Origin of the sequence: Arthrobacter sp. CAN_A1 (assembly GCF_015751665.1) — a bacterium.
Lineage (GTDB): Bacteria > Actinomycetota > Actinomycetes > Actinomycetales > Micrococcaceae > Arthrobacter_D.
Map to the genome: position 1 here is coordinate 44,173 of NZ_JADOUR010000009.1, position 24,208 is coordinate 68,380.

Sequence of the window (24,208 nt, forward strand, 5' to 3'; positions counted from 1 at the left end):
CGACCAGTCTAACGAAGCACCACAAGATCGTTCACGTGGACCACTGAACGCTCGTATTCGCGGCCGAGCTCCCTGGACAACTCCCGGGTGGTCCGGCCAAGCATCCTGGGCAGTTCGAAGGAGCTGTAGTTGACCAGGCCGTGGGCGACGACCCGTCCGGCAGCGTCCACCATCGCCACCGGATCGCCGGCTTCGAAGTCGCCGCCTACCGAGATGATCCCCGCAGGAAGCAGCGAGCGGCGGCGTTCGCCGATAGCCTTGGCCGCCCCATCGTCGAGCGTAATGGTGCCACGGATGTCGGCGAGGTGCTCAAGCCACAGCAGCCTGATCGGCTGCCGTCGGCCGCTGGTGCTGAACCAGGTGCCGACGTCGGCTCCCGCCAGCGCGGCCGCGGCATTTTCCGTTGAAGTGACGAGGGCGGGGATCCCTGAGCTCGCAGCGATCGTTGCCGCTTCCACCTTGGTGACCATGCCGCCGGTACCAACCCCTGCCTTGCCTGTCCGTCCAATTTCGACGCCCTCAAGGTCCTGTGGTCCGCGGACCTCCGGAATTCTCTGGGCTCCGTCCTTCGGCGGGCCGTCGTACAGGGAGTCGACGTCGGACAACAGCACCAGGGCATCGGCTTTCACCAGGTGCGCCACCAGCGCCGCCAGACGGTCATTGTCGCCGAACCTGATCTCATGGCTCGCCACCGTGTCGTTCTCGTTCACAATCGGGACGACGCCGAAGTTCAGGAGCCGCTCCATGGCCCGGTGCGCGTTGGCGTAGTGGCCCCGGCGGATCAGGTCCTCCGCCGTGAGCAGCACCTGGCTGACCGTGACCCCGTGGGCGCCGAACGCCGCCGTGTACCGGGCCATCAGCAGGCCCTGGCCCACACTGGCGGCCGCCTGCTGGGATGACAGCTGGTTCGGCCGCCGCTTCAGACCGAGCGGGGCCAGCCCGGCGGCGATCGCGCCGCTGGACACCAGGATCACCTCGGTGCCTTCGTTCCGTCGGGCGGCAAGCACATCGGAAAGGCCCACCAGGGCGTCCTCGGAGAGCCCACCGGAGACGGATGTGAGCGACGAGGAGCCCACCTTGACCACAATCCGCTTCGCTTTCGCGAGACCGGACCGGGTTTTCAGGGCGCGCTTTGCGGTCGTCGTCACCCTAGCGTCCGGTGTCTTCGCTATCCTGCGCGGGCGCCGGTTCATCCTTCTGCTGATCGGCAGCGGCTGACTCGCCCTCGGGGACTGCCTGCGACGTCTCGATGGTGGTTCCAGGCGACGTGCGGGTCTTGTAGTTCACCGATTCGGTCCAGATCCCGGCCTTGCGCTCGGTCTCCAGGTCGAGGCGTGCCGCGGCCCGGGCGTCCTTGCGCTCCTGATGATCCTCGCGCTTTTCGTCGCGGGTCGGGCGCACAAACTCGGCCAGGCGAATGTCGGTGCCGCGCGGTGAGGCGAGCAGCTCCGCACCACCCATCATGGTGGGCTCCCAGTCGAAGACGACGCCGTCGCCCTCACCAATGACCACGGTGTCCCCCGGCTTGGCACCGCTCTTGAAGAGCTGCTCCTCGACGCCGAGCTTGGCGAGCCGGTCGGCCAGGTAGCCCACTGCCTCGTCGTTGTTGAAATCGGTCTGTTTGACCCAGCGCACTGGCTTCTCGCCGATGATCCTGAACAGCGGCAGGAGGTTCTTTTCCTCGTTGCGGATAATGAACCCCCGGGAATTCACGGCGCGTGGCCTCAGGATCGGCGGGGTGATCTTCGGTGGTGTGGCCTTCAGCGCTGCGCGGGCAGCAGTGACGATCTCGCCCATCGCGAAGCCGAGCTGCCGTAGCCCTTCGTGGCTGGACGCCGACACCTCGAACACGCGGTAGCCGCGGGCCTCAAGCTCTGGACGGACGAAGGATGCCATGTCCTTGCCGTCGGGTACGTCCACCTTGTTCAGTGCGATCAGCTTGGGCCGCTGATTCAGGGGAACGACGTCGCCGTCGGGTCCGGCGAAGCTCATGTCGACCGCGTACTTTTCCAGCTCGCGCTCGATGATGTCAAGGTCGTTCAGCGGGTTCCGGTCGGATTCCAGGGTGGCGCAGTCCAGGACGTGCACCAGCGCGGCGCACCGCTCGACGTGGCGCAGGAAGTTGTGACCCAGGCCCTTGCCCTCGCTGGCACCTTCGATCAGCCCCGGCACGTCGGCGATCGTGTAGCGGACGTCGCCCGATTCGACGACGCCGAGGTTGGGGACCAGCGTGGTGAACGGGTAGTCGGCAATCTTGGGGCGTGCCGCGGACATCGCTGCGACGAGGCTGGACTTCCCGGCGGATGGGAAGCCGACCAGGGCGATGTCGGCGATGGACTTCAGTTCGAGGACGATGTCCCGGGAGTCGCCGGGGATGCCCAGGAGTGCGAACCCTGGCGCCTTGCGTTTCTGGGAGGACAGCGACGAGTTACCGAGGCCACCCTGGCCACCCATGGCGGCGATGAACTCGGCACCTTCGCCGACCAGGTCGGCGAGCACTTCGCCGTCCTTGGTTTTGATCACCGTGCCGTCAGGCATGGGGAGGATGAGGGTTTCGCCCTGCTTGCCGCCGCGCCAGTCGCCCATGCCGTTACCGCCGTTAGTGGCGTGGCGGTGGGGGGCGTGGTGGTAGTCGAGGAGCGTGGTGGTTTGCGAGTCGACGCGGAGGATCACGCTGCCGCCGTCGCCACCATTACCGCCGTCGGGACCACCCAGCGGCTTGAACTTCTCACGCTTGACGGAAACGCAGCCGTGACCGCCGGTACCGCCCGACACATGCAGAACCACCCGGTCAACGAAGCTTGCCACGTTGATCTCCTTCTTAAATGATGAATTGATGCCGAGTCTATCCCGGCTTAAAAAGAAAGTGGGGCGAGCCGGATCGGCTCACCCCACCTCACTGCCTAATGCTTGGTGTGCAGAAAAACTACTCTGCGACCGCGCCGACGATGTTGACGACGCGGCGTCCACGGCGGCTACCGAACTCAACCGAGCCGGCCTCCAGTGCAAACAGCGTGTCGTCTCCGCCGCGGCCAACGCCAGCGCCGGGGTGGAAGTGGGTGCCACGCTGGCGGACGATGATTTCGCCGGCCTTGACAACCTGTCCACCGAACCGCTTGACGCCGAGGTACTGGGCGTTTGAATCGCGACCGTTGCGAGTGGAACTCGCACCCTTCTTATGTGCCATCTGCTTTGCCTACCTTTTGATAAAGAACGAAGAGGTTACTTGATGCCTGTGATCTTGACGCGGGTCAGTTCCGAACGGTGACCCTGGCGCTTCTTGTAGCCGGTCTTGTTCTTGAACTTCTGGATGACAATCTTCGGGCCACGAAGATTCTCAATGATCTCGGCAGTGACAGCGACCTTTGCCAGGTCATCTGCTGCTGAGGTTACCTTGTCGCCGTCGACCAGAAGGAGGGCGGGCAGCTGAAAGCTGCTGCCGGCCTTACCGGTGACGCGGTCAAGGGTTACGAGGTCTCCCACGGAAACCTTTTCTTGGCGGCCGCCTGCGCGGACAATCGCGTACACCACTTGGGAACTCACTTCTCTCGACAACTCTGCTTGGAAAACTACTTGTGTGCGTACTTACACCGGCGAACCAAACTACTTTAGTCCTACCGCTGACGCTGTGCATCGACGCCCCGGAAAACCGGTTAGAAGGCGAACGCACCGAAGATCAAGATTACGCCAGTTCGGCGGGTTCCTGCAAATCACCCAGGGTGTGGGCGAGTCGCAGGCTCCCGCCGGACCGGTCTGCACCTACAACTCGGACGCGGGAACGCCAACCCCAAGGATCATCGGTTCATCCCTGGCAGGCGTGACCTTCCGTGGCGCGGCCTGGGCCGTTGCCACAAACCGCGCGGCTGGCTGCCCAGCCGTCTCCTGCTGGTCTGCCTGCTTCCGTTCGATAGCCGACGTCGCAGCGGTCCCCTGCGGGCTGCTGGCTGCCCTGCGACGGTTCCGCCGCGGATTGCGGGGAGCAGACTCCGGCGCCACTACTGGTTCCGGGGTGCGGACGACAGCCGGTGCTGCAGCGGGTTCGGCGGCGGAGTCGGCTGTTGCCGGCTTCCTGTCGAATGCCTGGGTCAGGCTATCGAGCGTCAACCGCCGTGCTTCCTGTACCTCCGCGTCACTGCTCTCGGCTCGAGGCAGGCTGACGGTTTCCCCGTTGATCGTGAGCACCACTTCAGCGGCGGCGTCGGCCGCTGGGTGTCCCTCGGCTTCATGCGCTGCGTGGGTGGCGGCGGCGATACTGGCCAGGGCCACCCGCGCAGCCTCCGCGCGGGCCTGCCGTTCGGCGTCGTCCTGCGGCGCCTCGGGCAACTGCTGCTCATCGTCGGCCGGTGAGCTGGACCGGCTGCGGTTGCGCTTGCGTTCGCTGCGGGACACCTTCTCCTGGCGGAGATGCTGCTGGTGGTTATCGGGGGCGACGACGTGCCGCTTGTGTTCGACCGGCTCGTCGTGCGTGACAACGCCGCGCCCACCACAGTGCTCACAGTTCTCGCCGAAGACTTCCAGGAGCCCGGTGCCCATCCGCTTCCTGGTCATCTGGACCAGGCCGAGGGAGGTCACCTCCGCAACCTGATGCTTGGTGCGGTCCCGGCCGAGGCATTCGACCATGCGGCGCAGCACCAGGTCCCGGTTCGCTTCCAGGACCATGTCGATGAAGTCGATGACGATGATGCCGCCGATATCCCGCAGCCGGAGTTGACGGACCACTTCCTCAGCGGCCTCAAGGTTGTTCTTCGTGACCGTTTCTTCGAGGTTTCCGCCGCTGCCCGTGAACTTGCCGGTATTGACGTCCACCACGGTCATGGCCTCGGTACGGTCAATGACCAGCGACCCACCCGAGGGAAGGAACACCTTCCGGTCGAGGGCCTTGTGGATTTGTTCGTCGATCCGGCTGGCGAAGAAAATGTCCTCGTTGCCGGTCCACTTTTCCAGGCGGCCCACCAGATCGGGGGCCACGTACATGACGTAAGCCTCGATGGTGTCCCAGGCTTCCTCACCGGAGACGATGAGTTTGGAGAAGTCCTCGTTGAAGACGTCGCGGACCACCTTGATAGTCAGGTCCGGCTCCCCGTACAGCAGTTCGGGGGCGAGTGACTTTGTGGAACCCGATTTGGCTTCAATGGTTTCCCACTGGGACCGGAGCCGGTTGATGTCGTGGGTCAACTCTTCCTCGCTGGCGCCCTCCGCAGCGGTGCGCACAATGACGCCGGCATTCTCGGGGAGACGATCCTTGAGGATCCGCTTGAGACGGTTCCGTTCCACATCAGGCAGCTTCCGGGAAATCCCGGTCATCGAGCCGCCCGGCACGTACACCAGGTAGCGGCCGGGAAGGGAAATCTGGCTGGTGAGACGGGCGCCCTTGTGGCCCACCGGGTCCTTGGTGACCTGGACCAGGACGGTGTCGCCGGACTTCAGCGCCAGTTCGATGCGGCGTGGTTGCCCGTCGAGGCGTGACGCGTCCCAGTTGACCTCACCGGCGTACAGGACGGCGTTGCGGCCGCGGCCGATGTCAACGAAGGCCGCTTCCATGCTGGGCAGCACGTTCTGGACCTTGCCCAGGTACACGTTGCCGATCAGCGAGTCCTGCTGGGTCTTGGACACGAAGTGCTCGGCGAGCAGCCCGTCTTCCAGGACAGCAATCTGGATCCTGTCGTCGCGCTGGCGGACAATCATCTGCCGGTCCACGGATTCGCGGCGGGCGAGGAACTCTGCTTCGGTGATGACCTGGCGGCGGCGACCGGTGTCGCGCGACTCGCGGCGCCGCTGCTTCTTGGCCTCCAAACGGGTGGATCCCTTGACGCTGGTGACCTTGTTGGAGGGCGCGGTCTCCTGCACCTGCCGTGGGGCCCGCACCCGGGTCACCGTGTTGGGAGGATCGTCGTCCTGACCTCCGGTCAGTTCCAGGTCCTGGTCTCCACGGCGGCGCCTCCGGCGACGACGTGAGGTCACGCCGTCCTCGTTGTCGCCGTCGGAATCGGCTTCGGGACCCGCTACGGATTCATCGGTGGTGGCGTCCTGGTCGCTGCGGCCCTTGCCCCGGCTACGGCGGTTACGACGGCGGCGGCGCCCTCCGGACTCGGTGTCGCCGTCGTCGTCATCATCCTCGGAGTCAGACGCCGTCACGACGTCGGCTTTTCTGGCTGCGGTGGGGGTGACAGTGAGATCGGGGGCGTGGAACAGGGACGCGGGAATGGCGAAGGGGTCGGATGCCGACGACACGGGTGCCGCCTCCGGGGCGGCCTGCCCGGCCGGTGCTTCCGCCACTGCCGGCGGCTCGGCCGGTGCGGCCGGTGCGGCCGGTGCGGCCGGTGCGGCCGGGGGAGCAATCTGCTCGTCCGTTGCGGCGGGGATGGTGTCTTCGGGTGCGGGGACCTGCTTTTGTGCAGCGGTCGACCGGCGACGCGTGGTCTTCCTCACCGGTGCGGGGGCAGCGTCGGGACCATCGGTTGCATCGGGAGCGACGACGACAGCCGTCTGGGCCACGGGGGGCTGCGCCTGCTCTGCTGGGAGTGCGACCGGGGCGGGCGCTCCGGTGGGGCTGCTGGCCTTGCGTGGGGCGCGGCGGCGGGTAGGAGCCTTCACCGGTTCCCCGGCGGCTGGTTCGGCTGGTTCGGCTGGTTCGGCTGCCGGGCCTACACCCGGGTCAGTGGTGGTGGCTGTGGCGTTCGCTGCGTCGGCCGTCGACTCGCCGGCACCGGTGGGGGGTGTGGCGGGCTCGTCAGGGATGACAACGTCGTTGGGGGCAACCTTGCGGCTTCGCGTCGCACGACGCTTTGGCGCGGTGGCTTCAGTGGCGGCTGGCTCGGTGCCGGCACCTGCCGCAGGCTCTACTTTTTTGCGGCGGGTCCTGGGTGCCTTCTTCACCGGAACGTCGAGCTGTTCCTGTGCGGCGTCCTGAATCTGTTCCGTGGGGTTCTGCTGATTATCCATATGGTGTTTTGCTCCAGCCCCTGCGGCGTCGGCCACATTCCGACGCCCCCGGGGGCAGTATGTCGGTTGTCCGCGGACCTTGGCGCCTCGCGTCTACCGGAAGTCGTCTAAGTGAGCTTCGAGGTCGCACCATCCGTGGGTGCGGCATCACTCGAAGACCAGTGGCGCTTTTCCCTATCCGCTGCTTTCCCAACGGTTGGCCTGCACAGCGGATTCTCGGCATCCCATCCGTCAGGATGTTTTCACGATGCACGCAGAAGCGTCGCCAGCACAGCCGGAAGCCTGTCACTGGACCGGCCGGGGAATGTGGTTCCCCTGCCAGCCACGTTCATTGTCTCACAGACTATTTCTGAGGCCCTGCTTTTCGCGTTCAGCATTTTTCGCTTCCGGGCGCTCATCGTCCGGCCGTGCGGACGGTTCAGAGCGTGGGCAGTTGCCCGGTTACTGGTGAATGGTGTCCGGGGAGCGGGCGGGCGACGGGCACCCTGGTACCCAGGACCTGCTCGACGACGTCCTGGGCTACCTTCCGCGCGGTCAACCCGACCCGTTCCAGCACTTCGCTCCGCGTGCCGTGGTCAAGGAATTCCACGGGCAATCCCACCTCATTCAGAGCGGTGTCCACCCCGACGGCGCGCATTTCCTGCCGGATCCGTGACCCGACGCCGCCAGCACGCACGCCATCCTCAATCACGATGACGATCCGGTGCTCGGCCGCCATCTTGATCACCGATTGGCGGACGGGGAGCACCCAACGCGGATCAATCACCGTTGAGCTGATGCCCTGGGCGCCCAACCGGTTGGAAACGTCGAGGGCCAGTTCGCTCATGGCGCCGATACTGACGATCAGGACGTCGTTGTTGCTCGAACCGGACGGCCGGCGGGCCAGCACCTCGACGCCGTCGTCGAGCCGGTCAATGGCCTGTACTTCGGCGCCGACGGCGCCCTTCGAATACCGCACCACGCTTGGCGCGTCGCCAATGGCGACCGCTTCCCTGAGTTCTTCGCGGAGCCTGGTGGCGTCACGAGGCGCCGCCAGGTGCAGCCCGGGGACAATCTGCAGCATTGCCATGTCCCACATGCCGTGGTGGCTTGCGCCGTCAGGGCCGGTGACACCCGAGCGGTCAAGGACCACGGTGACGCCAGCCTTGTGCAGCGCGACGTCCATCAGGAGCTGGTCAAACCCCCGGCCCAGGAATGTTGAGTACAACGCCACCACCGGGTGCAGCCCGCCGAACGCCATTCCCGCGGCGCTGGTGAGTGCGTGCTGCTCGGCGATGCCGACGTCGAACACCCGCTCCGGGTGCTTCTCGGCAAATTTGTGCAGCCCCACGGGGATCAGCATGGCGCCGGTGATGCCGACGATGTCCTTGCGCTCATCGGCGATGGCAGCAATCTCGTCGGCGAACACGCTGGTCCAGGACTGCGGGCCGGCCGCGCCGACCGGTTGGCCAGTTTCGGGGTCGATGATGCCGACGGCGTGGAACTGGTCGGCGTCGTCGGCCCGGGCGGGCGCATAGCCGTACCCCTTCTCGGTGATCGCGTGCACGATCACGGGGCCCTCGTAGTTCCGGGCCTGGTGCAGTGCGTGCTCAACGGCTGCCATGTCGTGGCCGTCGATGGGTCCGACGTACTTCATGCCCAGGTCTTCGAACAATCCCTGGGGTGCCCACCAGTCCTTGATGCCCTTTTTCGTGGCGTGCAGGCTCTTGTAGGTGAAGCGGCCCAGCGCGCCACCGTTCTGGAGGCGCCGTTTGGACCAGTCGAGGGTCCCCTCGTACACGCGGTGGGTGCGGACCGTGTCAAGGGTGGGCCGCAGGGAGGCAAGGTAGTCGGCAACTCCCCCGATGGTCGGCGCGTAGGACCGGCCGTTGTCGTTGACCACGATGACGACGCGACGCCGTTTGTCGGCCGCAATGTTGTTGATCGCTTCCCACGCCATGCCGCCGGTCAGGGCGCCGTCGCCCACCAGCACCACGGTGTAGCGGTCGCCTTCACCGGCGATCACCCGGGCGCGTGAGATGCCGTCGGCCCAGGACAGGGAGGAGGACGCGTGGGAGCTTTCCACGACATCGTGTTCGGATTCGGCGCGGGAGGGGTAGCCGGAGAGGCCGCCCTGCTGGCGGAGCGTGCTGAAGTCCTGCCGCCCGGTCAGTAGTTTGTGCACGTAGGACTGGTGGCCGGTGTCGAAGATGATCGCGTCGCGGGGCGAGTCGAAGACCCGGTGCATGCCCAGTGTCAGTTCGACGACTCCCAGATTGGGGCCGAGGTGGCCTCCGGTGCGGGACACATTCGTGATGAGGAAGTCACGGATTTCCGCTGCCAGGCGGACCAGCTGGTCGCCGGTCAGCCGGCTGAGGTCCTGGGGGTGGCGGATGGTTTCCAAGAGTCCCATCGGAGCCTCCTTGCGTTGGTCATTCCCGCGGGACGTGCACCTGCGGGTGATTAACTCTAACGCGGGTTGGCGGTCAGAGGCGCTCGATCGCTGTGAGCTGACGTAGCACGTACTGAAGAATACCGCCGTTGCGGTAGTAGTCCGCCTCACCCGGGGTGTCGATGCGCAGCACAGCGTCGAAGGTGATCGTGTCGCCGTCTTCCTCGGGCACGGCAGTGACCTTCACGGTCGCGGGGGTGGTGCCCTCGTTGAGGACGGTTACGCCGTCGACGGCGAACGTCTCGGTGCCGGTGAGGCCCAGGGTGGCGGCGCTTTCCCCTGGCGGGAACTGGAGCGGCAACACGCCCATGCCGATCAGGTTGGAGCGGTGGATCCGTTCGTAGCTTTCGGCGATGACGGCGCGGACGCCGAGCAGCGCGGTGCCCTTCGCAGCCCAGTCGCGGGAGGAACCGGACCCGTATTCCCTGCCGGCAAGGATCACCAGGGGAATGCCGGCCGCCGCGTAGTTCACCGCGGCGTCGTAGATGTAGGCCTGCGGCCCGCCGGTCTGGGTGAAGTCGCGGGTGAATCCGCCCTCCACCCCCTGCAGCAGGGTGTTCCGCAGCCGGATGTTGGCGAAAGTTCCCCGGATCATCACCTCGTGATTCCCCCGCCGGGACCCGTAGGAGTTGAAGTCCTTCCGTGCCACGCCCTGCTCCAGCAGGTAGCGTCCGGCCGGGCTGTCCGATTTGAAGGAGCCGGCAGGGCTGATGTGGTCCGTGGTCACCGAGTCTCCCAGCCGGGCCAGCACCCGCGCACCCGAAAGGTCGGTCACCGGATCCGGGACGGCCCTCATCCCTTCAAAGTAGGGGGGCTTGCGCACATAGGTGGACTTCTCGTTCCACGCGAAGGTGTCGCCCTCAGGAGTGTCAAGGGCTTTCCACCGGTGATCCCCATCGAACACGCCTTCGTATCCTTTGACGAACATGGCCTGGTCGATGGACGAGTCGATGGTCTGCTGGACCTCGGTTGGACTGGGCCAGATGTCGGCCAGGAAAACGTCGTTCCCGTCGCTGTCCTGACCCAGCGGATCGGCGCCGAAGTCGAAGTCCATGGTGCCGGCCAGCGCGTAGGCGACCACCAGTGGCGGTGACGCCAGGTAGTTCATCTTCACGTCAGGGTTGATGCGCCCCTCAAAGTTGCGGTTGCCGGAGAGCACTGCGGCTACCGACAGGTCGTTGTCCTGGATCGCTGTGGTGATGTCGGCGTCGAGCGGGCCCGAATTACCGATGCAGGTGGCGCAGCCGTATCCGACCACATAGAAGCCGAGCTTTTCCAGATAGGGAGTGAGACCGGACTTGTCGTAGTAGTCGGTGACCACCCGGGATCCGGGGGCGACTGACGTCTTCACCCACGGTTTGGAGGTGAGCCCGCGGTCCACCGCGTTCCGGGCCAGCAGCGCCGCGGCGAGCATCACCGACGGGTTCGACGTGTTGGTGCACGAGGTGATCGACGCGATGGTGACCGCCCCGTGATCCAGCTCGAACGCCCGCCCGTCGGACAGGGTGACCTGGACTGGCTTCGACGGCCGCCCGATGGCGTTCCCTCCCCCGGTATGCCGCAGCGTCGACGTCATTGCCGGGACATCGGAGGCCGGGAAGGACTCTTCAAGTGCCTCGTCCAGGGCCGCGTCATCGACCGAGCTGACGTAGTTGTTGATGTCCTTGCGGAACTGTTTTTTCGCGTCGGTGAGTTCGATCCGGTCCTGGGGGCGCTTCGGCCCGGCGATCGAAGGGACCACCGTTGAGAGGTCAAGTTCGAGGTACTCGGAGAAGCGGATCTCCCGTGCGGGGTCGTGCCAGAGGCCTTGTTCCCTGGCATAGGCCTCGACCAACGCGACATTCTGCGCTGACCGGCCGGTGAGCCGCAGGTAGTCGAGGGTGACGTCGTCGATCGGGAACATGGCGGCGGTGGAACCGAATTCGGGGCTCATGTTGCCGATGGTGGCGCGGTTCGCCAGGGGCACAGCGCTGACGCCTTCACCGTAGAACTCGACGAACTTGCCCACCACCCCGTGCTTCCGCAGCATCTCGGTGATGGTGAGAACGACGTCGGTGGCGGTGGCACCGGCAGGGATCTCACCGGTGAGCTTGAAGCCCACCACGCGGGGGATCAACATGGAGACCGGCTGGCCCAGCATGGCCGCCTCGGCCTCAATGCCGCCCACACCCCAGCCCAGGACACCCAACCCGTTCACCATGGTGGTGTGCGAGTCGGTGCCAACACAGGTGTCGGGGTAGGCCTGCAGGATGGTGGTGTCCCCCGGGGTGAGCTCACGGATCATCACGACGCGGGCCAGGTATTCGATGTTCACCTGATGGACAATCCCGGTACCGGGCGGCACCACCAGGAAGTCGTCGAAGGCGCTCTGCCCCCAGCGGAGGAACTGGTACCGCTCGCCATTGCGCTGGTATTCGATGTCCATGTTGCGTTCGACCGCGTCGGCGCTGCCGAACACATCGATCTGCACCGAGTGGTCGATGACCAGTTCAGCCGGAGCGAGAGGGTTGACCCGGTTCGGGTCCCCGCCTAGGTCTCTGACCGCCTCACGCATGGTGGCGAGGTCGACGACGCAGGGCACACCGGTGAAGTCCTGCATGATGACGCGGCCGGGAGTGAACTGGATCTCGGTGGCCGGTTGGGCGTCGGCGTTCCAGCCTGCCAGCGCACTGACATGCCCGGCCGTGATGTTGGACCCGTCCTCGGTGCGGAGCAGATTCTCGAGCAACACCTTGAGGCTGAAAGGAAGGCTCTGGGCGCCGTCGACCGCGCTCAGCCGGAAGATCTCGTATTCGGTTCCGGCGACCTCAAGTACACCCTTGGAACCGAAGCTGTCCACAGTGCTCACCGCTGGACTCCTCTCGCCTGCATTGTCATCCTAGCTGGTGGGCGTTTCCGATCCCCGTCCCGGCCGGAGCACAGCGAAGGACTCCATGTGATGGGTGTGCGGGTACAGATCAAAAACGCGCAACGAGTCCAGTTCCCATCCCGCCTGCTGGAAGTAGCCCACATCGCGGGAGAACGACGCCGGGTCGCAGGAGACGTACCCGACGGCCCGCGGTCCGGCGGCGATGACTTCGGTGATGGCCGCCTGACCGGCGCCGGCGCGCGGCGGGTCCAGCACGACGACGTCGAGATCCGGTTTGCGTTCGCCGAGCACCCGATCGACCTTGCCCTGCACGATGTCGACCTGGGTGCGGCCGTGCAGGTTCCGTTTCGCGTCACGGGACGCACCGGACGAGCCCTCTACGGCCAGCACGCTGCCCGTCTCCCCCACGGCGTCGGCGATCGGTGCAGTGAACAACCCCGCCCCTGAGTACAGGTCGGCGGCGCGCTCCCCCGGCTGAAGGTCAAGACCGTCCAGCACAGCGTTCATGAGGAGCGATGGAGCGCCCCGGTGGATCTGCCAGAAACCATCGCCGGTGATCCGGTAGGTCTGCGATCCGACGGTTTCCGCGAGCCAGGTCCTGCCGCGGACCCGCTCGATTGTTCCCTTGTCCGGATCCCAGAGGGCCACGGAGGGGCCGTCGAGCTGGTGAATCACTGCGGCGGTCTGTTTCCGCCGTGCACCGGGTGCGGGAACCAGCAACACCAGCGGCGGGCCATCAGCCGAGCCAACTGCCACTTCCACCCGCTGGATTCCAGTGAAATTGACGGTCCACAGGTGCAATTCGTTGATCGCGTCGACGGCCAATGGCATTTCGGCGACGGGGATCAACTCGTCCGAGCGGTGGGCGTGCATGGCCAGGTGGCCGTCGGGGTCGACCGCGAAGCTGGCCCGGGTGCGCCATCTCAGGCCGTTGGGCGTTTCATCGGGGACGGCTTCGACCTCGACGGTCCGGTCAATTCCTGCCAGCCGCCTGAGCTGTTCGCTGAAGACCGTCCCCTTGAGCTGACGCTGGGCGGGGAGGGCAATGTGGCCGAATTCGGCCCCGCCCACCGGTGCGGCACCGCGGTGGGCCGCCAGCAGTGCATCGGCCAGCGGCCAGGGATGGTTGACCCGGTGCTCCGATGCCTCAAGCACCTCGATGACGTCAGCGCGCCAGAAGCTTGCGCCGTCGTCGTGCTCAGTCAGCCTGACCCGCACCCGTTCACCGGGCAGGGCGTGGCGGACAAAGATGACCCTGCCCTCATGGCGGGCCACGCAGTGGCCCCCGTGGGCCACCGGGCCGATGGTCAGGTCGAGGATCTCTGACGGGTCAATGCTCACTGCTGGTCCTTGTCATTCACTGTCTGTGTCATTCACTGTCTGTGTCATTCGGTCTGTGTCATTCATGGTCTGCGTCGCTGGGGATGGGTCACTGGAGCGCTGTCACTGGAGGTCCTGGAACTTCCGCGCGGTGTCCGAGGACGCGAGCTGCCACGGGACACTTGCCACCATCACGCCAGGCTCAAAGTGGAGCCGGGTCTTGATGCGAAGTGCTGTCTGGTTGTGGACCAGTTGTTCCCACCATCGTCCCACCACGTACTCGGGGATGTACACGACGATCAGGTCGCGGGGCGAGTCGCTGCGGATGCTGCGGATGTACTCCATGATGGGCATGATCGTGTCCCGGTAGGGCGAGGCGAGGACGGTGATGGGTACCGGGATCTCGTATCGTTCCCAATCCTGGAGCGTCCGCTCGGTTTCCTCGGGATCAACGTCGACGACGATTGCGTCCAGTTTGGAGGGCCGTGATGCGCGGGCAAATGCCAGCGCCCGCAGGACGGGTTTGCGGACGTGGGACACCAGGATCACTGCGTGCACCCGGGATGGCAGGGCGCGGGAGAAAGTGGAGTCGTCGAGAGCCAGCTCGCGCGCCACCTGGTCGTAGTGTCGTTTGATGCTGTGCATCACGGCGAACAGCACCACCATGGCCAGCACCGCGATCCAGGCCCCGTATTCAAACTTGGTGACCAACACCACCACCAGCACCGCAGCGGTCAGCACAAAGCCGACCGTGTTGATGGAGCGGGACTTCTTCATCCGCCAGCGGCGTTTCTTGTCGGCGGTGCTGCGTAGCTCACGGGTCCAGTGTTTGATGAGCGCGGCCTGACTGGCCGTGAACGACACAAACACGCCGACAATATACAACTGGACGAGCTGGGTCACGTCGGCGCTGAAGACCACGATCAGCAGGATGGCACCGGCCCCGAGGGCGAGGATGCCGTTGCTGAAGGTCAGCCGGTCACCGCGGGTCCGCAGCTGGCGCGGCAGGTAGCCGTCCTTGGCGAGGATCGAGGCGAGCACGGGGAACCCGTTGAACGCGGCGTGGCCGGCCAGCACCAGGATCAGGGCGGTGGCGCCGACCACCAGGATGAACGGAAGTGCTGCATCGCTGAAAATGGTGCGCGCCAGTTGGCTGACCACAGGGTTCTGGATGTAGTCGGCCGACACAGGATTGCCATCCAGCAGCAGCTGTTCCTGGGGGTTCTGCACCACATGGACCTTCGCCGCGTTGGCAAGGTAGATCACCCCGGCCATCATGGCGCCCGCAGTGACCCCCAGGAGCAACAGGGTGGAGGCGGCGTTGCGGCTCCGCGGGGCCTGGAAACTGGGCACGTTGGCGCTCGGAACCTCAACGCCGGTCAGCGCTGCTGCGCCGGCGGAGAATGCCCTCAGGATCAGTAGCGCCCCCGCCAGACCCACGAGGCCGGCGTCGAGCGCCGGATCGGGAATGATCTCAAACCTGGCGCTGGGCGCCTCACCCAGCGTCCCAGTCAACCGTTGGATGATTCCCACAGCGCACATCCCCAGGATCCCCGCAAGGAAGACGTAGGTGGGGATGGCCAACACCAGGGCGTTCCGGGTGACCCCGCGCAGGTTCAGGAGGACGAGGACGACGACGCCGGCCACCGCCATCGTCGTCTGCCCACCCGCCAGTCCGGGCGCCAGGGCGATCAGGTAGTGGGCTGCTGCAGACACGGAGACGGCAACGGTCAGCACGTAGTCGACCATCAGGGCCGACGCCACGGTGAGACCCGCTGAGCTGCCCAGGTTACGGCGGGCAATCTCGTAGTCACCACCACCTGTGGGGTAGGCATGGACTGCCTGCCGGTAGGAGGCAATCACCACCAGCAGCACCACCAGGACGGCCAGCCCCACCCAGGGCGACACGGACACGGCGGCGAGGCCGGCAAGCGCCAGGGTCAGCAGGATTTCGTCGGGTGCATACGCGACGGAAGAGAGGGCATTGGCCGAGAACACCGGCATCGCGATCCGCTTGGGCAGGGTCTGATGCCGCAGCCGGTCGTTGCGGAACGGCTTGCCCACCAGCACCCGCTTGACGGCTTCAAAGAAAGTCAGCACAGCCCACAGACTAGCGCGTTTCGGCTGCCGCAACTCCATTAGGCTGGGTGCAGCGGACGCAGGGCCCCCGAAGAGGGCCGCGTTGACAAATCGGTTCGAACGGCAGGTGGCACGGGTGGCGCATTTTGTAATCATGGGGTGTGGCAGGGTGGGCGTCAGCCTTGCCCACACGCTGGATGAGTCGGGGCACACCGTTGCCATCATCGATCAGGATGACCGTGCCTTCCGCCGGCTCCGGGGGTCCTTCGGCGGCCGGAAGGTGACCGGCGTCGGTTTTGACCGGGACACCCTGAAGAACGCCGATATTGAGAACGCGTACGCCTTCGCCGCGGTGTCCAGCGGTGACAACTCGAACATCCTCGCCACCCGGGTGGCCAGGGAAACCTTCCATGTGCCGCACGTAGTGGCACGGATCTATGATCCCGGCCGCGCCGAAATCTACCAGCGGCTCGGCATTCCCACCGTCGCGGCGGTCCGCTGGAGCGCCGATCAGGTGCTGCGGCGGATCCTCCCGGAGCAGAGCATCAACGGTGACTTCAGGGAGACGTCGGGGCGCCTCATCCTCGGTGAACTGGCCCTGCACGACGGCTGGCTCGGCCGGTCCCTGGCTGACATTGAGGCCGCCTCGGGAATCCGTATCGCCTACCTCACCCGGTTCGGCGAGGGCTTCCTGCCCACCCCGGAGACCAGCTACCAGGAAGGCGACATTGTGCACGCCATGATGAAAACCGACGCCACCGACGAAATTGGCCGCATTCTGACCAAGAAACCTGTGGAGGAATCAGAGTGAGAGTAGTCATTGCGGGCGCGGGGAGCGTTGGCTCGTCGATCGCCAAGGAGCTGCTGTCCAACAACCACGAGATTCTGTTGATTGACGAGAAGCCCGAGGTGATAGGCCGTAGCGGGCTCAAGGGCGCCAAATGGCTGATCGGCGACGCCTGCGAGCTGACCACCCTCAAGGACGCCCGGCTGGATGAGGCCGACGTGGTCGTGTCTGCCACCGGCGATGACAAGGTCAACCTGGTGGTGTCGCTGCTCGCCAAAAGCGAGTTTGGTGTGGGCCGGACCGTGGGCCGGGTCAACAACCCGAAAAACGACTGGATGTTCGACGACTCGTGGGGTGTTGACGTCGCTGTCAATACGCCCCGGCTGATGACTGCCCTGGTGGAAGAGGCAGTGGAGATTGGCGACCTGGTGCGGTTGCTCACCCTGCAGAGCGGCGTGACCTCCATTGTGGAGTTCACCGTTCCGCAGGAGTCCCCCATTGTGGGGCGGACCCTCGGCTCCCTGATCCTGCCCGAGGACTGCACGGTGGTGGCGATCCTCCGCGATGACGCGTCCATCACCCCCAGCCCCGACGACGTCGTCGAACCCGGTGATGAGCTGTTCCTGATCGCCGCGATCGCAGCCGAGGACGCGTTGCGCAGCGTCCTGCTCGCCGTGCCGGGAGAATCGGACCTGCCCGACGACGGCGCGCCGGTTGACGCGCCGGGCCTTCCCTAGCGGCGTTCCGGCGCTTCGGGGTCTTGCACCTCTGGATCCTGCACCCCTGGGCCCTGCGCGCCTGGACCCTGTGCCCCGGTAGCTTCCGTCAGCTTCGCTGCGGGACGAGACACCAGCCAGGCCAACCAGAGGCCAAGGGCGTAGAGCGGGAGGCCCATAATGAGCCTCGTGGTGCCCAGCGCCACAAAATTCTCGGCGAAGTACAGCGGCATCTGCACGGCGAGCCGCAGGCCGAGGACGGCGATGATGATCCAGGTGGCAATGATGTAGGCCTTGACCCGCTGTGGGTCCTTCCGCCAGTCCACACCCTCACCCCTGATGAACCCGAACAGCAGTCCGGCGATCGGCCAGCGGACCGCGATGGAGATCACCATGGCAATAATGTAGGCGCCGTTGGTGAAGAACCCGGGAACGAAGAAGTCCTCGGCGTTACCGGTCCGGCCGGCCACAAAGGCGCAGATGGCGACGCCGATCAGTCCCGAGAGCGCCTGCGTGAGCGGGCTCCGTGAGACCAGCCGGATGATCGAGAAGACCGCTGCCACAGCGATGGCGGCGATCAGTGAGCTCTGCAGATCCTGGTTGATCGTGAAAATGACTGTGAAGATCAGCCCCGGGAGGATGCTTTCCGCCAGGCCTCGGACGCCGCCGATCGACTGGAGCACATCGATCTGGCCGTTCTCGGCGCGCTGCATCCCCGACTTGGCAGCGTACTGTTCGGCGAGCTCGGCTGCCGTGAGCCCCTGACTGCGCGCTGGATCGCCCTCGGGTGGGGTGCTCGGGGTTGGGGTGGTACTCACTGCTGTGCCTCCGGACGGCCAATAATTTCGTAACGCGGATTGTAGATGGTGGGCATCCCGTCGACAGGGCTGACCATTCCTTCGAACGCTATCTGGGTTCCCGCTTCAATCCCGGGCACCCGCCGCTGCCCGATCCAGACCAGGCGAACCTGGGCCGGCCGCCGGCGGCGCTGCCCGTCGCGGCGCTCGGCTCCACCAGGCGCGGGCGGGTCGTCATCCGAGACCACCGCAGCAAACTGTGGTGCCGAGCCATGCGGCAGGATGGTGATCCGTGAAATGAATCCCCGAGCCCGGGCCCTCCCGCGGGTGGGGAGCTCCGCGACTGTGGCCGCCCGGCGTCGTGCGTTCGGGCCGTCCAGCCCGGGTCGGTCAGCCAATGTGGGTGATCTCGGGCCCGCGCTTGAGCGGATCAGTGAGATCGGGGGCCTGCTGGGCGGGCTCGGCGGGTGCCGCCGTCGCCGTCTCCTTCGGCAGGCGAAGCTGCAGCAGTTCGCGTGGTGGAAGGGGGTGGTCTCCCCTGACCACCACCACGTTGCGGAAGAGCTCCTCGATGGGCGCTGCTGCCTCACGGTTGATGGCCGCCGGTCCGCCGATCACGCCGCGGAGGAACCAGCGTGGGCCGTCCACCCCCACGAAGCGGGCCACCCGGTAGCCCGGTTGCCCCTCCGGTGTCTGGGCCGGCAGTTTGGCGACCAGCTCAGTGCCGAACGCGCCGACCCGGTCCTGGACGGTGCCGCCCTGCGAACCGACCGAGGTGCCGATCTGGGAGCGGATCTCGTCCCAGAGACCGTCGGTCCGGGGTGCCGCGAAGGCCTGCAGCTGCAGGTTTGATCCGTTGAGGTCCAGGGTGACGGCGATGACCCGCTTGGTCTTTTCCTCTACCTCCAGACGAAGCTGAAGGCCTTCGGCGGCCCCGATGCGCAGCGCCCCCAGGTCGATGTAACCGGCCTCCGAAGCCTTCTCAGAAAGATCGAAGGGGCCGTTGCTTCGGGAGACGACGACGCCCGCAGCGGGCTCGCCAGCGTCGGCTGGTCCGGCCTCCGACGGCGCGGCTGGTGCCGCATCAGCCGCCGCGGTGGAATCTGCTGCCTCAGCTGGCTCGGCCGGTCCGGCTGTTTCGGCTGGCTCGGCCGGTCCGGCTGTTTCGGCTGGTCCGGCTGCTCCTGCTTCGGCTGGTTCCGACGTTGCCACCGCGGTGGGTGAACCCTGCTCGGGAGTCTCGACCGGCGCATCAGCGGCTGCGGTGTCTTCCGCCGGGAGGGTTGGTTGCTTCTTCTTCAGGCGCCCAAAAACCATGATTGGGTTCCTTTCCTTGGGTGTGTGGGAGCCCCCGGCAGGGGATCCCAGATCTGTTTGTCCTTGAGGTTATGCGTGGGTCGGATGAGCTGCAGCGTCGACGCTGTAGCCTCCGGTGGAACCGAAGCCCGCACTGCCGCGGACCGATTCCGGAAGCTCCTCGACCACGGTAAATTCAGCGTGTTCCACCCGCTGGATGAGGAGCTGGGCAATCCGGTCCCCCCGCGTGAAGGTGAGGGATTCGGTCTGGTCGGTGTTGAGCAGCGTGACCGAAATTTCGCCACGGTACCCGGCGTCGATCGTGCCGGGGGCGTTCACCACTGTCACCCCGTGCTTCGTTGCCAGCCCCGACCGCGGATGGACCAACCCGACGTAGCCGTCGGGCAAGGCGATGGCCACCCCGGTGGGCACCAGTGCCCGTTCTCCAGGCGCCAACCGGAAATCGATGCGGGTCCTGAGGTCGGCCCCGGCGTCGCCCGGCTGTGCGTACTCCGGTGGTGCCATGGCGCCGTCGAGCAGGGTGATCTGCACGGGAAGTCTCTGCTGTGGGTCCAGCACGTTCATACTCCAGCTGCCTCGATGGTTCGGGTGAGGGCTTCACTCTAGCGCGAAAACCTGAGCGACAGCCGGGCGCCGGGTGTCGGAGCGCGGGGATGAAGTGGGCCGGGAAATCTGGGATGGTTGGGGTATGTCAACACCCACGTCAGGTTCATCGGTCGGTACGGCACTCTACGAGGAGCGGCTCTGGCCGGCGCCCTGGATCTGGCTGGTCGCCGCTGGCGCCGCCGGGGCGTCGGTGGTCACCTTCGCCCCGATCAACTTGACCACCGGGTTCATTGCCGCAATCGTCGTCGCCGTCGTCCTCGGAACTTTGCTGGTGCTCTCGACGCCGCGAATCCTCGTGTCAGCCACGCATCTGACGGTGGGACGTGCGACGATCGAACGTCGCTTCCTGGGTGAGGCCTCGGCGCACACCGGCGAGGACGCCACCGCTCAGCGAGGTCCGTTACTCAATGCGACTGCTTATCTTTGCATCCGCGGCTGGATCTCCCCGGTGGTGCGGGTGGCGATCACCGACCCGGACGACCCCACCCCCTATTGGCTGACGTCCACCCGGCGCCCTGAGGAACTGCTGGCAGCACTGAAGGCCTGACCGGTCAGACGGTGGTGGGGTCAGCCCTCGCAGTCGCTACAGAACGCCAGGTCGCCCAGGTGCTTGGCAATCTGTGACCGGTGGCGTACCAGGAAGCAGGAGGCGCAGGTGAACTCATCCGCCTGCGCGGGGAGGATCCGGACCTGGACTTCCTCGGCGGACAGATCAGCGCCGGGCAACTCAAAGGAGTCGGCGGCCTCGAGTTCGTCCTCGTCGACCACAGGCGACTGGTGCGTGGCGCGATGGGCTTTCAATTCCTCGATCGAGTCCTCGCCGGCGTCGTCGTGGGTGGTTCGTGGCGTGTCGTAATCGGTCGCCATAGTTGCGTGTTCACTCTCCGGTGTTCTGGGGGTCGTCCTGGACTCGTGACTGTCCAACGTCGAGTCCAACGCTGGCAGGCGCCTTTTTGTGCCCGTCCGCAACAGATTGTTGCCGACCAACCCACTTTGAACCCAATCGGCGGCGAAAGTTCCACGCCACACCACCGGTGTAGTAGGCATGTCGGCTCACAGGTGGCAGAGTTTCAGGGTAAGGAAGCAATGTCGGCTCGGAGGATTTTCATGCAGGAACTACGGCTGGTGGGTGTTCACGAGGATGGTGGACACCTGCTCTTGAACGGCGAGAACGGCTCCACTTTCAGCCTGCCGATCAACGAGGCGCTGCGCATGGCGGTCTCCCGCCCCATGGAACAACCCAAGATCTCCACCCCGCCCCCACCTGCCGGAAAACCAGTTGTTCCGCTCTCCCCCCGCGACATTCAGTCACGGATCCGGAGCGGAGCCACAGCGCAGGACATCGTCGACGAGTCAGGACAGGATCTCGCCCAGGTACTCCGCTACGAGAGCCCGGTGCGCGCTGAACGCGATTACATGGCCATCCTGGCGCAGCGTGTGGAAGTATCGTCCCCCCTCCCGTCCCACGACGGCTACCGCTCGGCCTTCGGCGAAAATCCTGCCCAGCTCGGCGACATGGTCGCGTACCGGTTGCAGGCCTATGGTGTGGATTCCACTGCTGTTGAATGGGACGCCTGGCGCCGCCCCGATGGTCTGTGGAACGTCGTCGCACGGTTTGACCTGGCTGCAGATACCCGGGTGACTGTGGGCGAGGAACCTCCAGCCCAGTGGACTTTCAATCCGAGCCGGAAAACGGTCCTCAATACCAACCGGTGGGCTCAGCTGCTCAGCGAACTGGAGCCGCTGGATGGTCCGCTTCCCTCACGGAAACTCAGCGCCGTTGCCGATCATGTGTTTGACTTTGAAGCCCAGAAAGCTCCAGAGGCAGCCCCCGAGGAAGAAGCCTCGGATAATCTGCTTGACGTCCTCCGGTCGCGCCGCGGACAGCGGCTGGGGGTGGACGAGGACGGCGATGACGCCCTGGCCCACCTGCTGGCCAAGGGCAGCATCCCGGCCGCCCATCCCCGCCCATCCGAGGGCGATGTAACTGACACGCCAGACCCGTCCGATGATGACGCTGCCGAGCCGCGCAGGTTCGCGGGTCTGAGCCTCGCACCATCAGTTGCCGACGACGTCGAGTCAGGTCTCGATAGCAAGGCAACCTACAGCGACGGCACACCGCGGCTGTTCGACTCCGTAAGCACCGAAACCCGGGAGATCAGCATCTTCGCCCGGCCCAACCGGCCAGCACAGCCGGCAGCCAGCCGAGAGGAACCCTCCCAGGACCGGGGACCGGCGCAGGATCGCCCGACTGCCTCCGACAGCTCACCCAAACCGGCTGAGGAGCCGTCCGACCGGAAGATCCGGCCGAAACGGTCGAGCGTGCCCAGCTGGGATGAAATCGTTTTTGGCACCAAAAGCGACTAGTTCATGTCGGCTTCATGCCGGCCCGGTGACTCACCCACAGCTCCCTTGAACTAGCTGGAAAACCCGCTAGCTGGAAAACGGGAGCAAAATCTCGTTGCTCTTCATGGCCGTCGCAGTGCTCAGCGTGACCCGGCGGGTGTGATGGCGGCGGCACAATGTCTCGTACCCGGTGACCGGAGTGCGCGGCGTAGTGTCCGCCACTCCCTCGATGAGGGGCAGCTCGGCTTGCAGCGGATCCCGTGCAGGTGCGACGAGCTCCACGTCCCCCACCACCACCTGGTCACCCTCAACCACCATGATTCCGTCGATGGTGCGTGCATTGTGGGTAGCGCGGCGGCCGCACCAGCACAGTGCCTCCACCTGAAGAACCTGCACCCGGTCAGCGAGTTCGATGAGCCGCTGGGAGCCCGGGAACAGCCTCGTCCTGAAGTCTGAGGTGATGCCGAACGCGAAGACGTCGACATCCATCTCGTCGACGATGCGTGCCAGCTGATCGATCTGCGCGCCCGTGTAGAACTGGGCCTCGTCGCAGATCAGGTAGTCGACCCTTTCGGCGCTGGTGCGCCGACGGACAATTTCCGCCCAGAAGTCCGTCACGTCGGTGACTTCCACGGCTCCGGTCTGCAGGCCGAGGCGACTCGAGATCATCGCCTCCCCCGCACGGTCGTGGGAGGTGAAGAGGAGCCCTGCACGGCCGCGGGCCCGATGGTTGTGGTCCATCTGCAGGGCAAGCGTCGACTTGCCGCAGTCCATAGTGCCGGAGAAGAAGATGAGTTCAGCCACGGGTGGCCCTCCCGCCGGGACGGTTCAAGGTCAGGAGCGGCACGTCCCGTTCGGCGCGGGTGAGTGAGCCGTGCTGGCCGACCACCTCCATCGCCGATGCGGCGGTGCGGCGCCGGTCATACAGCGCGATGGGTTCCCTGGCCGCCACCATGAGGTCACCGATGCGGGGCAGCACCCGCTGGTCCACCTGGCCGAACAGGCCGGCGGAGACCGCCTGATTGCGGGTGAAGATCCAGGCGGACTGGCCGTGGGCGGCCTGCCAGGCGCGGGCAAGCCGTTCGCGGCTCTGGACTGAGAGATCGGGTTCGAAGTAAAGGTGCAGCATCCGCGGTTCGCCAGCGGTGTGCGCCACCCCGTCGATGAGCGCCGGTTCAGTGGAGAAGTCGTAGCGGTGGGCCTCGTCGACGTCGACCATGCCGTGATCGGCGGTGAGGAGCAGCAGCGTGTCGGAGGGTATGCGGGCTGTAAGGGTTTTGATGGCTGCGTCGACGTCCTCGAGCTGGTTGCCCCACTCTGCCGAACCGCAGCCGTACCGGTGTCCCGCCTTGTCCATCTCATTCAGGTAGAGATACACCAGGGACCGCTCGGATGCGGCGAGTTGTTCGTGGGCGGTCCGCACCCTGGCCTGGAGGGTGCCCGCAGCGACATAGCTGCCGCCCCTCAGGGCCGCCCTGGTCATCGCCGAATCGGCAAACTTGGGCAGGGACACGCTGACCACCGGAACCTGACCAGCCGCCTGTTCAAAGACTGAGGGATACGGTTGCCAGCGCAGCGGGTCCACCCCGGCGTCCCAGCCGCCCAGCATGTTGACCACCTTGTCCTGGTCCGGGTCGAGGACGTCGTACCCCACCAGCCCGTGCTGGCCGGGCGGCAACCCGGTGCCCAGGCTCCCCAGGGACGCGGCGGTAGTCGAAGGGAAGGCAGATCCGATGGTCCGTGAACTGTCCAGGTGTTTGCGCAGGAACGGTGCGTGTCCGCCGCGTTTCTTCAGCAGGGTCAGGCCGAGCCCGTCGACCACCACCACGCAGACCCGCGAGGCTGCCGGGAGTCCCAGCGCGTTGTTGAACGGCCCCGACGTCGTGTGGAGCCCCAGGGCCGCTGCCGCGCTGGTGAAGACTTCAGCGACTGTACTGCGGCCATAGGCCGGCGCCGCCGGGAGGGCGTCCCGGTGTGAGGTGTCGTGTTCCGCCAACG

The 24,208-nt window shown here is 65.9% G+C and carries 20 protein-coding genes; 4 read left to right on the forward strand and 16 right to left on the reverse strand.

The window, feature by feature from the left end; all coding sequences use genetic code 11:
* Window positions 1–8 precede the first annotated feature (8 nt).
* The 9 genes from proB to IWX62_RS11415 form a co-directional block, all read right to left on the reverse strand.
* Complete coding sequence (proB, locus tag IWX62_RS11375) at window positions 9–1,148, reverse strand: glutamate 5-kinase (RefSeq protein WP_196841535.1); 1,140 nt, start codon at window positions 1,146–1,148, stop codon at window positions 9–11.
* Between the two features lies 1 nt (window position 1,149).
* A complete protein-coding gene (obgE, locus tag IWX62_RS11380; RefSeq protein WP_196841536.1) occupies window positions 1,150–2,808 on the reverse strand; it encodes a GTPase ObgE in 1,659 nt (552 codons plus the stop codon).
* Between the two features lie 118 nt (window positions 2,809–2,926).
* The gene (rpmA, locus tag IWX62_RS11385; protein ID WP_081743419.1) at window positions 2,927–3,187 is read right to left on the reverse strand and encodes a 50S ribosomal protein L27; all 261 of its coding nucleotides are present in this window, start codon (window positions 3,185–3,187) and stop codon (window positions 2,927–2,929) included.
* Between the two features lie 35 nt (window positions 3,188–3,222).
* Window positions 3,223–3,531: a 50S ribosomal protein L21 gene (gene rplU, locus IWX62_RS11390; protein ID WP_019482657.1), complete on the reverse strand. Its 309-nt coding sequence runs from the start codon at window positions 3,529–3,531 to the stop codon at window positions 3,223–3,225.
* A 228-nt stretch (window positions 3,532–3,759) separates the two neighbouring features.
* A complete protein-coding gene (locus IWX62_RS11395) occupies window positions 3,760–6,942 on the reverse strand; it encodes an Rne/Rng family ribonuclease (protein ID WP_196841537.1) in 3,183 nt (1,060 codons plus the stop codon).
* A 418-nt stretch (window positions 6,943–7,360) separates the two neighbouring features.
* Window positions 7,361–9,334 carry a 1-deoxy-D-xylulose-5-phosphate synthase gene (gene dxs, locus IWX62_RS11400; protein ID WP_196841538.1) on the reverse strand — a complete coding sequence of 658 codons (1,974 nt, stop codon included), beginning with the start codon at window positions 9,332–9,334 and terminating at the stop codon, window positions 7,361–7,363.
* Between the two features lie 73 nt (window positions 9,335–9,407).
* A complete protein-coding gene (acnA, locus tag IWX62_RS11405) occupies window positions 9,408–12,221 on the reverse strand; it encodes an aconitate hydratase AcnA (RefSeq protein WP_196841539.1) in 2,814 nt (937 codons plus the stop codon).
* Between the two features lie 30 nt (window positions 12,222–12,251).
* Window positions 12,252–13,583, reverse strand: a complete 1,332-nt coding sequence (locus IWX62_RS11410) for a class I SAM-dependent RNA methyltransferase (protein WP_196841540.1) — start codon at window positions 13,581–13,583, stop codon at window positions 12,252–12,254.
* Between the two features lie 102 nt (window positions 13,584–13,685).
* Complete coding sequence (locus tag IWX62_RS11415) at window positions 13,686–15,662, reverse strand: APC family permease (protein ID WP_196841541.1); 1,977 nt, start codon at window positions 15,660–15,662, stop codon at window positions 13,686–13,688.
* A 115-nt stretch (window positions 15,663–15,777) separates the two neighbouring features.
* Between IWX62_RS11415 and IWX62_RS11420 the strand changes: the two genes are divergently transcribed.
* Together IWX62_RS11420 and IWX62_RS11425 are read left to right on the forward strand one after the other, a co-directional pair.
* Window positions 15,778–16,452, forward strand: coding sequence for a potassium channel family protein (locus IWX62_RS11420; RefSeq protein WP_196841542.1), 675 nt, complete (start codon window positions 15,778–15,780; stop codon window positions 16,450–16,452).
* Window positions 16,449–17,165 carry a potassium channel family protein gene (locus IWX62_RS11425; RefSeq protein ID WP_196841543.1) on the forward strand — a complete coding sequence of 239 codons (717 nt, stop codon included), beginning with the start codon at window positions 16,449–16,451 and terminating at the stop codon, window positions 17,163–17,165. The genes IWX62_RS11420 and IWX62_RS11425 overlap by 4 nt, the downstream gene beginning before the upstream one ends.
* Here IWX62_RS11425 and IWX62_RS11430 read toward each other — a convergent pair.
* The 4 genes from IWX62_RS11430 to dut form a co-directional block, all read right to left on the reverse strand.
* The gene (locus IWX62_RS11430; RefSeq protein ID WP_196841544.1) at window positions 17,162–17,962 is read right to left on the reverse strand and encodes a DUF3159 domain-containing protein; all 801 of its coding nucleotides are present in this window, start codon (window positions 17,960–17,962) and stop codon (window positions 17,162–17,164) included. The genes IWX62_RS11425 and IWX62_RS11430 overlap by 4 nt on opposite strands.
* On the reverse strand, window positions 17,959–18,339 hold the full coding sequence (locus tag IWX62_RS11435) for an OB-fold nucleic acid binding domain-containing protein (protein WP_196841545.1): 381 nt from the start codon (window positions 18,337–18,339) through the stop codon (window positions 17,959–17,961). The genes IWX62_RS11430 and IWX62_RS11435 overlap by 4 nt, the downstream gene beginning before the upstream one ends.
* Window positions 18,332–19,153: a DUF3710 domain-containing protein gene (locus tag IWX62_RS11440; protein ID WP_442859258.1), complete on the reverse strand. Its 822-nt coding sequence runs from the start codon at window positions 19,151–19,153 to the stop codon at window positions 18,332–18,334. The genes IWX62_RS11435 and IWX62_RS11440 overlap by 8 nt, the downstream gene beginning before the upstream one ends.
* A 174-nt stretch (window positions 19,154–19,327) precedes the next feature.
* Window positions 19,328–19,822, reverse strand: coding sequence for a dUTP diphosphatase (gene dut / locus IWX62_RS11445; RefSeq protein WP_196841547.1), 495 nt, complete (start codon window positions 19,820–19,822; stop codon window positions 19,328–19,330).
* Between the two features lie 124 nt (window positions 19,823–19,946).
* Here dut and IWX62_RS11450 point away from each other — a divergent pair, with 124 nt between their 5' ends.
* Window positions 19,947–20,411, forward strand: a complete 465-nt coding sequence (locus IWX62_RS11450) for a DUF3093 domain-containing protein (RefSeq protein WP_196841548.1) — start codon at window positions 19,947–19,949, stop codon at window positions 20,409–20,411.
* A 20-nt stretch (window positions 20,412–20,431) separates the two neighbouring features.
* Here the strand turns inward: IWX62_RS11450 and IWX62_RS11455 are convergent, their stop codons facing one another.
* Entirely contained in the window at window positions 20,432–20,731 is a 300-nt protein-coding gene (locus IWX62_RS11455; protein ID WP_196841549.1) for a DUF4193 domain-containing protein, read from the reverse strand.
* 240 nt (window positions 20,732–20,971) lie between these two features.
* Here IWX62_RS11455 and sepH point away from each other — a divergent pair, with 240 nt between their 5' ends.
* Window positions 20,972–22,231: a septation protein SepH gene (sepH, locus tag IWX62_RS11460; protein ID WP_196841550.1), complete on the forward strand. Its 1,260-nt coding sequence runs from the start codon at window positions 20,972–20,974 to the stop codon at window positions 22,229–22,231.
* Window positions 22,232–22,297: 66 nt separating this feature from the next.
* Here sepH and IWX62_RS11465 read toward each other — a convergent pair whose 3' ends face one another.
* Both IWX62_RS11465 and IWX62_RS11470 read right to left on the reverse strand, forming a co-directional pair.
* Window positions 22,298–23,014, reverse strand: a complete 717-nt coding sequence (locus IWX62_RS11465) for a thymidine kinase (protein WP_196841551.1) — start codon at window positions 23,012–23,014, stop codon at window positions 22,298–22,300.
* The gene (locus IWX62_RS11470) at window positions 23,007–24,206 is read right to left on the reverse strand and encodes an alkaline phosphatase family protein (RefSeq protein ID WP_196841552.1); all 1,200 of its coding nucleotides are present in this window, start codon (window positions 24,204–24,206) and stop codon (window positions 23,007–23,009) included. The genes IWX62_RS11465 and IWX62_RS11470 overlap by 8 nt, the downstream gene beginning before the upstream one ends.
* Window positions 24,207–24,208: the final 2 nt, after the last annotated feature.

Coding starts and splice junctions, on each gene's coding strand:
- IWX62_RS11455 (WP_196841549.1), bottom strand. CDS start 20,731: ATGGCGACCGATTACGACACGCCACGAACCACCCACGACGACGCCGGC.
- dut (WP_196841547.1), bottom strand. CDS start 19,822: ATGAACGTGCTGGACCCACAGCAGAGACTTCCCGTGCAGATCACCCTG.
- rpmA (WP_081743419.1), bottom strand. CDS start 3,187: ATGGCACATAAGAAGGGTGCGAGTTCCACTCGCAACGGTCGCGATTCA.
- sepH (WP_196841550.1), top strand. CDS start 20,972: ATGCAGGAACTACGGCTGGTGGGTGTTCACGAGGATGGTGGACACCTG.
- dxs (WP_196841538.1), bottom strand. CDS start 9,334: ATGGGACTCTTGGAAACCATCCGCCACCCCCAGGACCTCAGCCGGCTG.
- IWX62_RS11395 (WP_196841537.1), bottom strand. CDS start 6,942: ATGGATAATCAGCAGAACCCCACGGAACAGATTCAGGACGCCGCACAG.
- IWX62_RS11450 (WP_196841548.1), top strand. CDS start 19,947: ATGTCAACACCCACGTCAGGTTCATCGGTCGGTACGGCACTCTACGAG.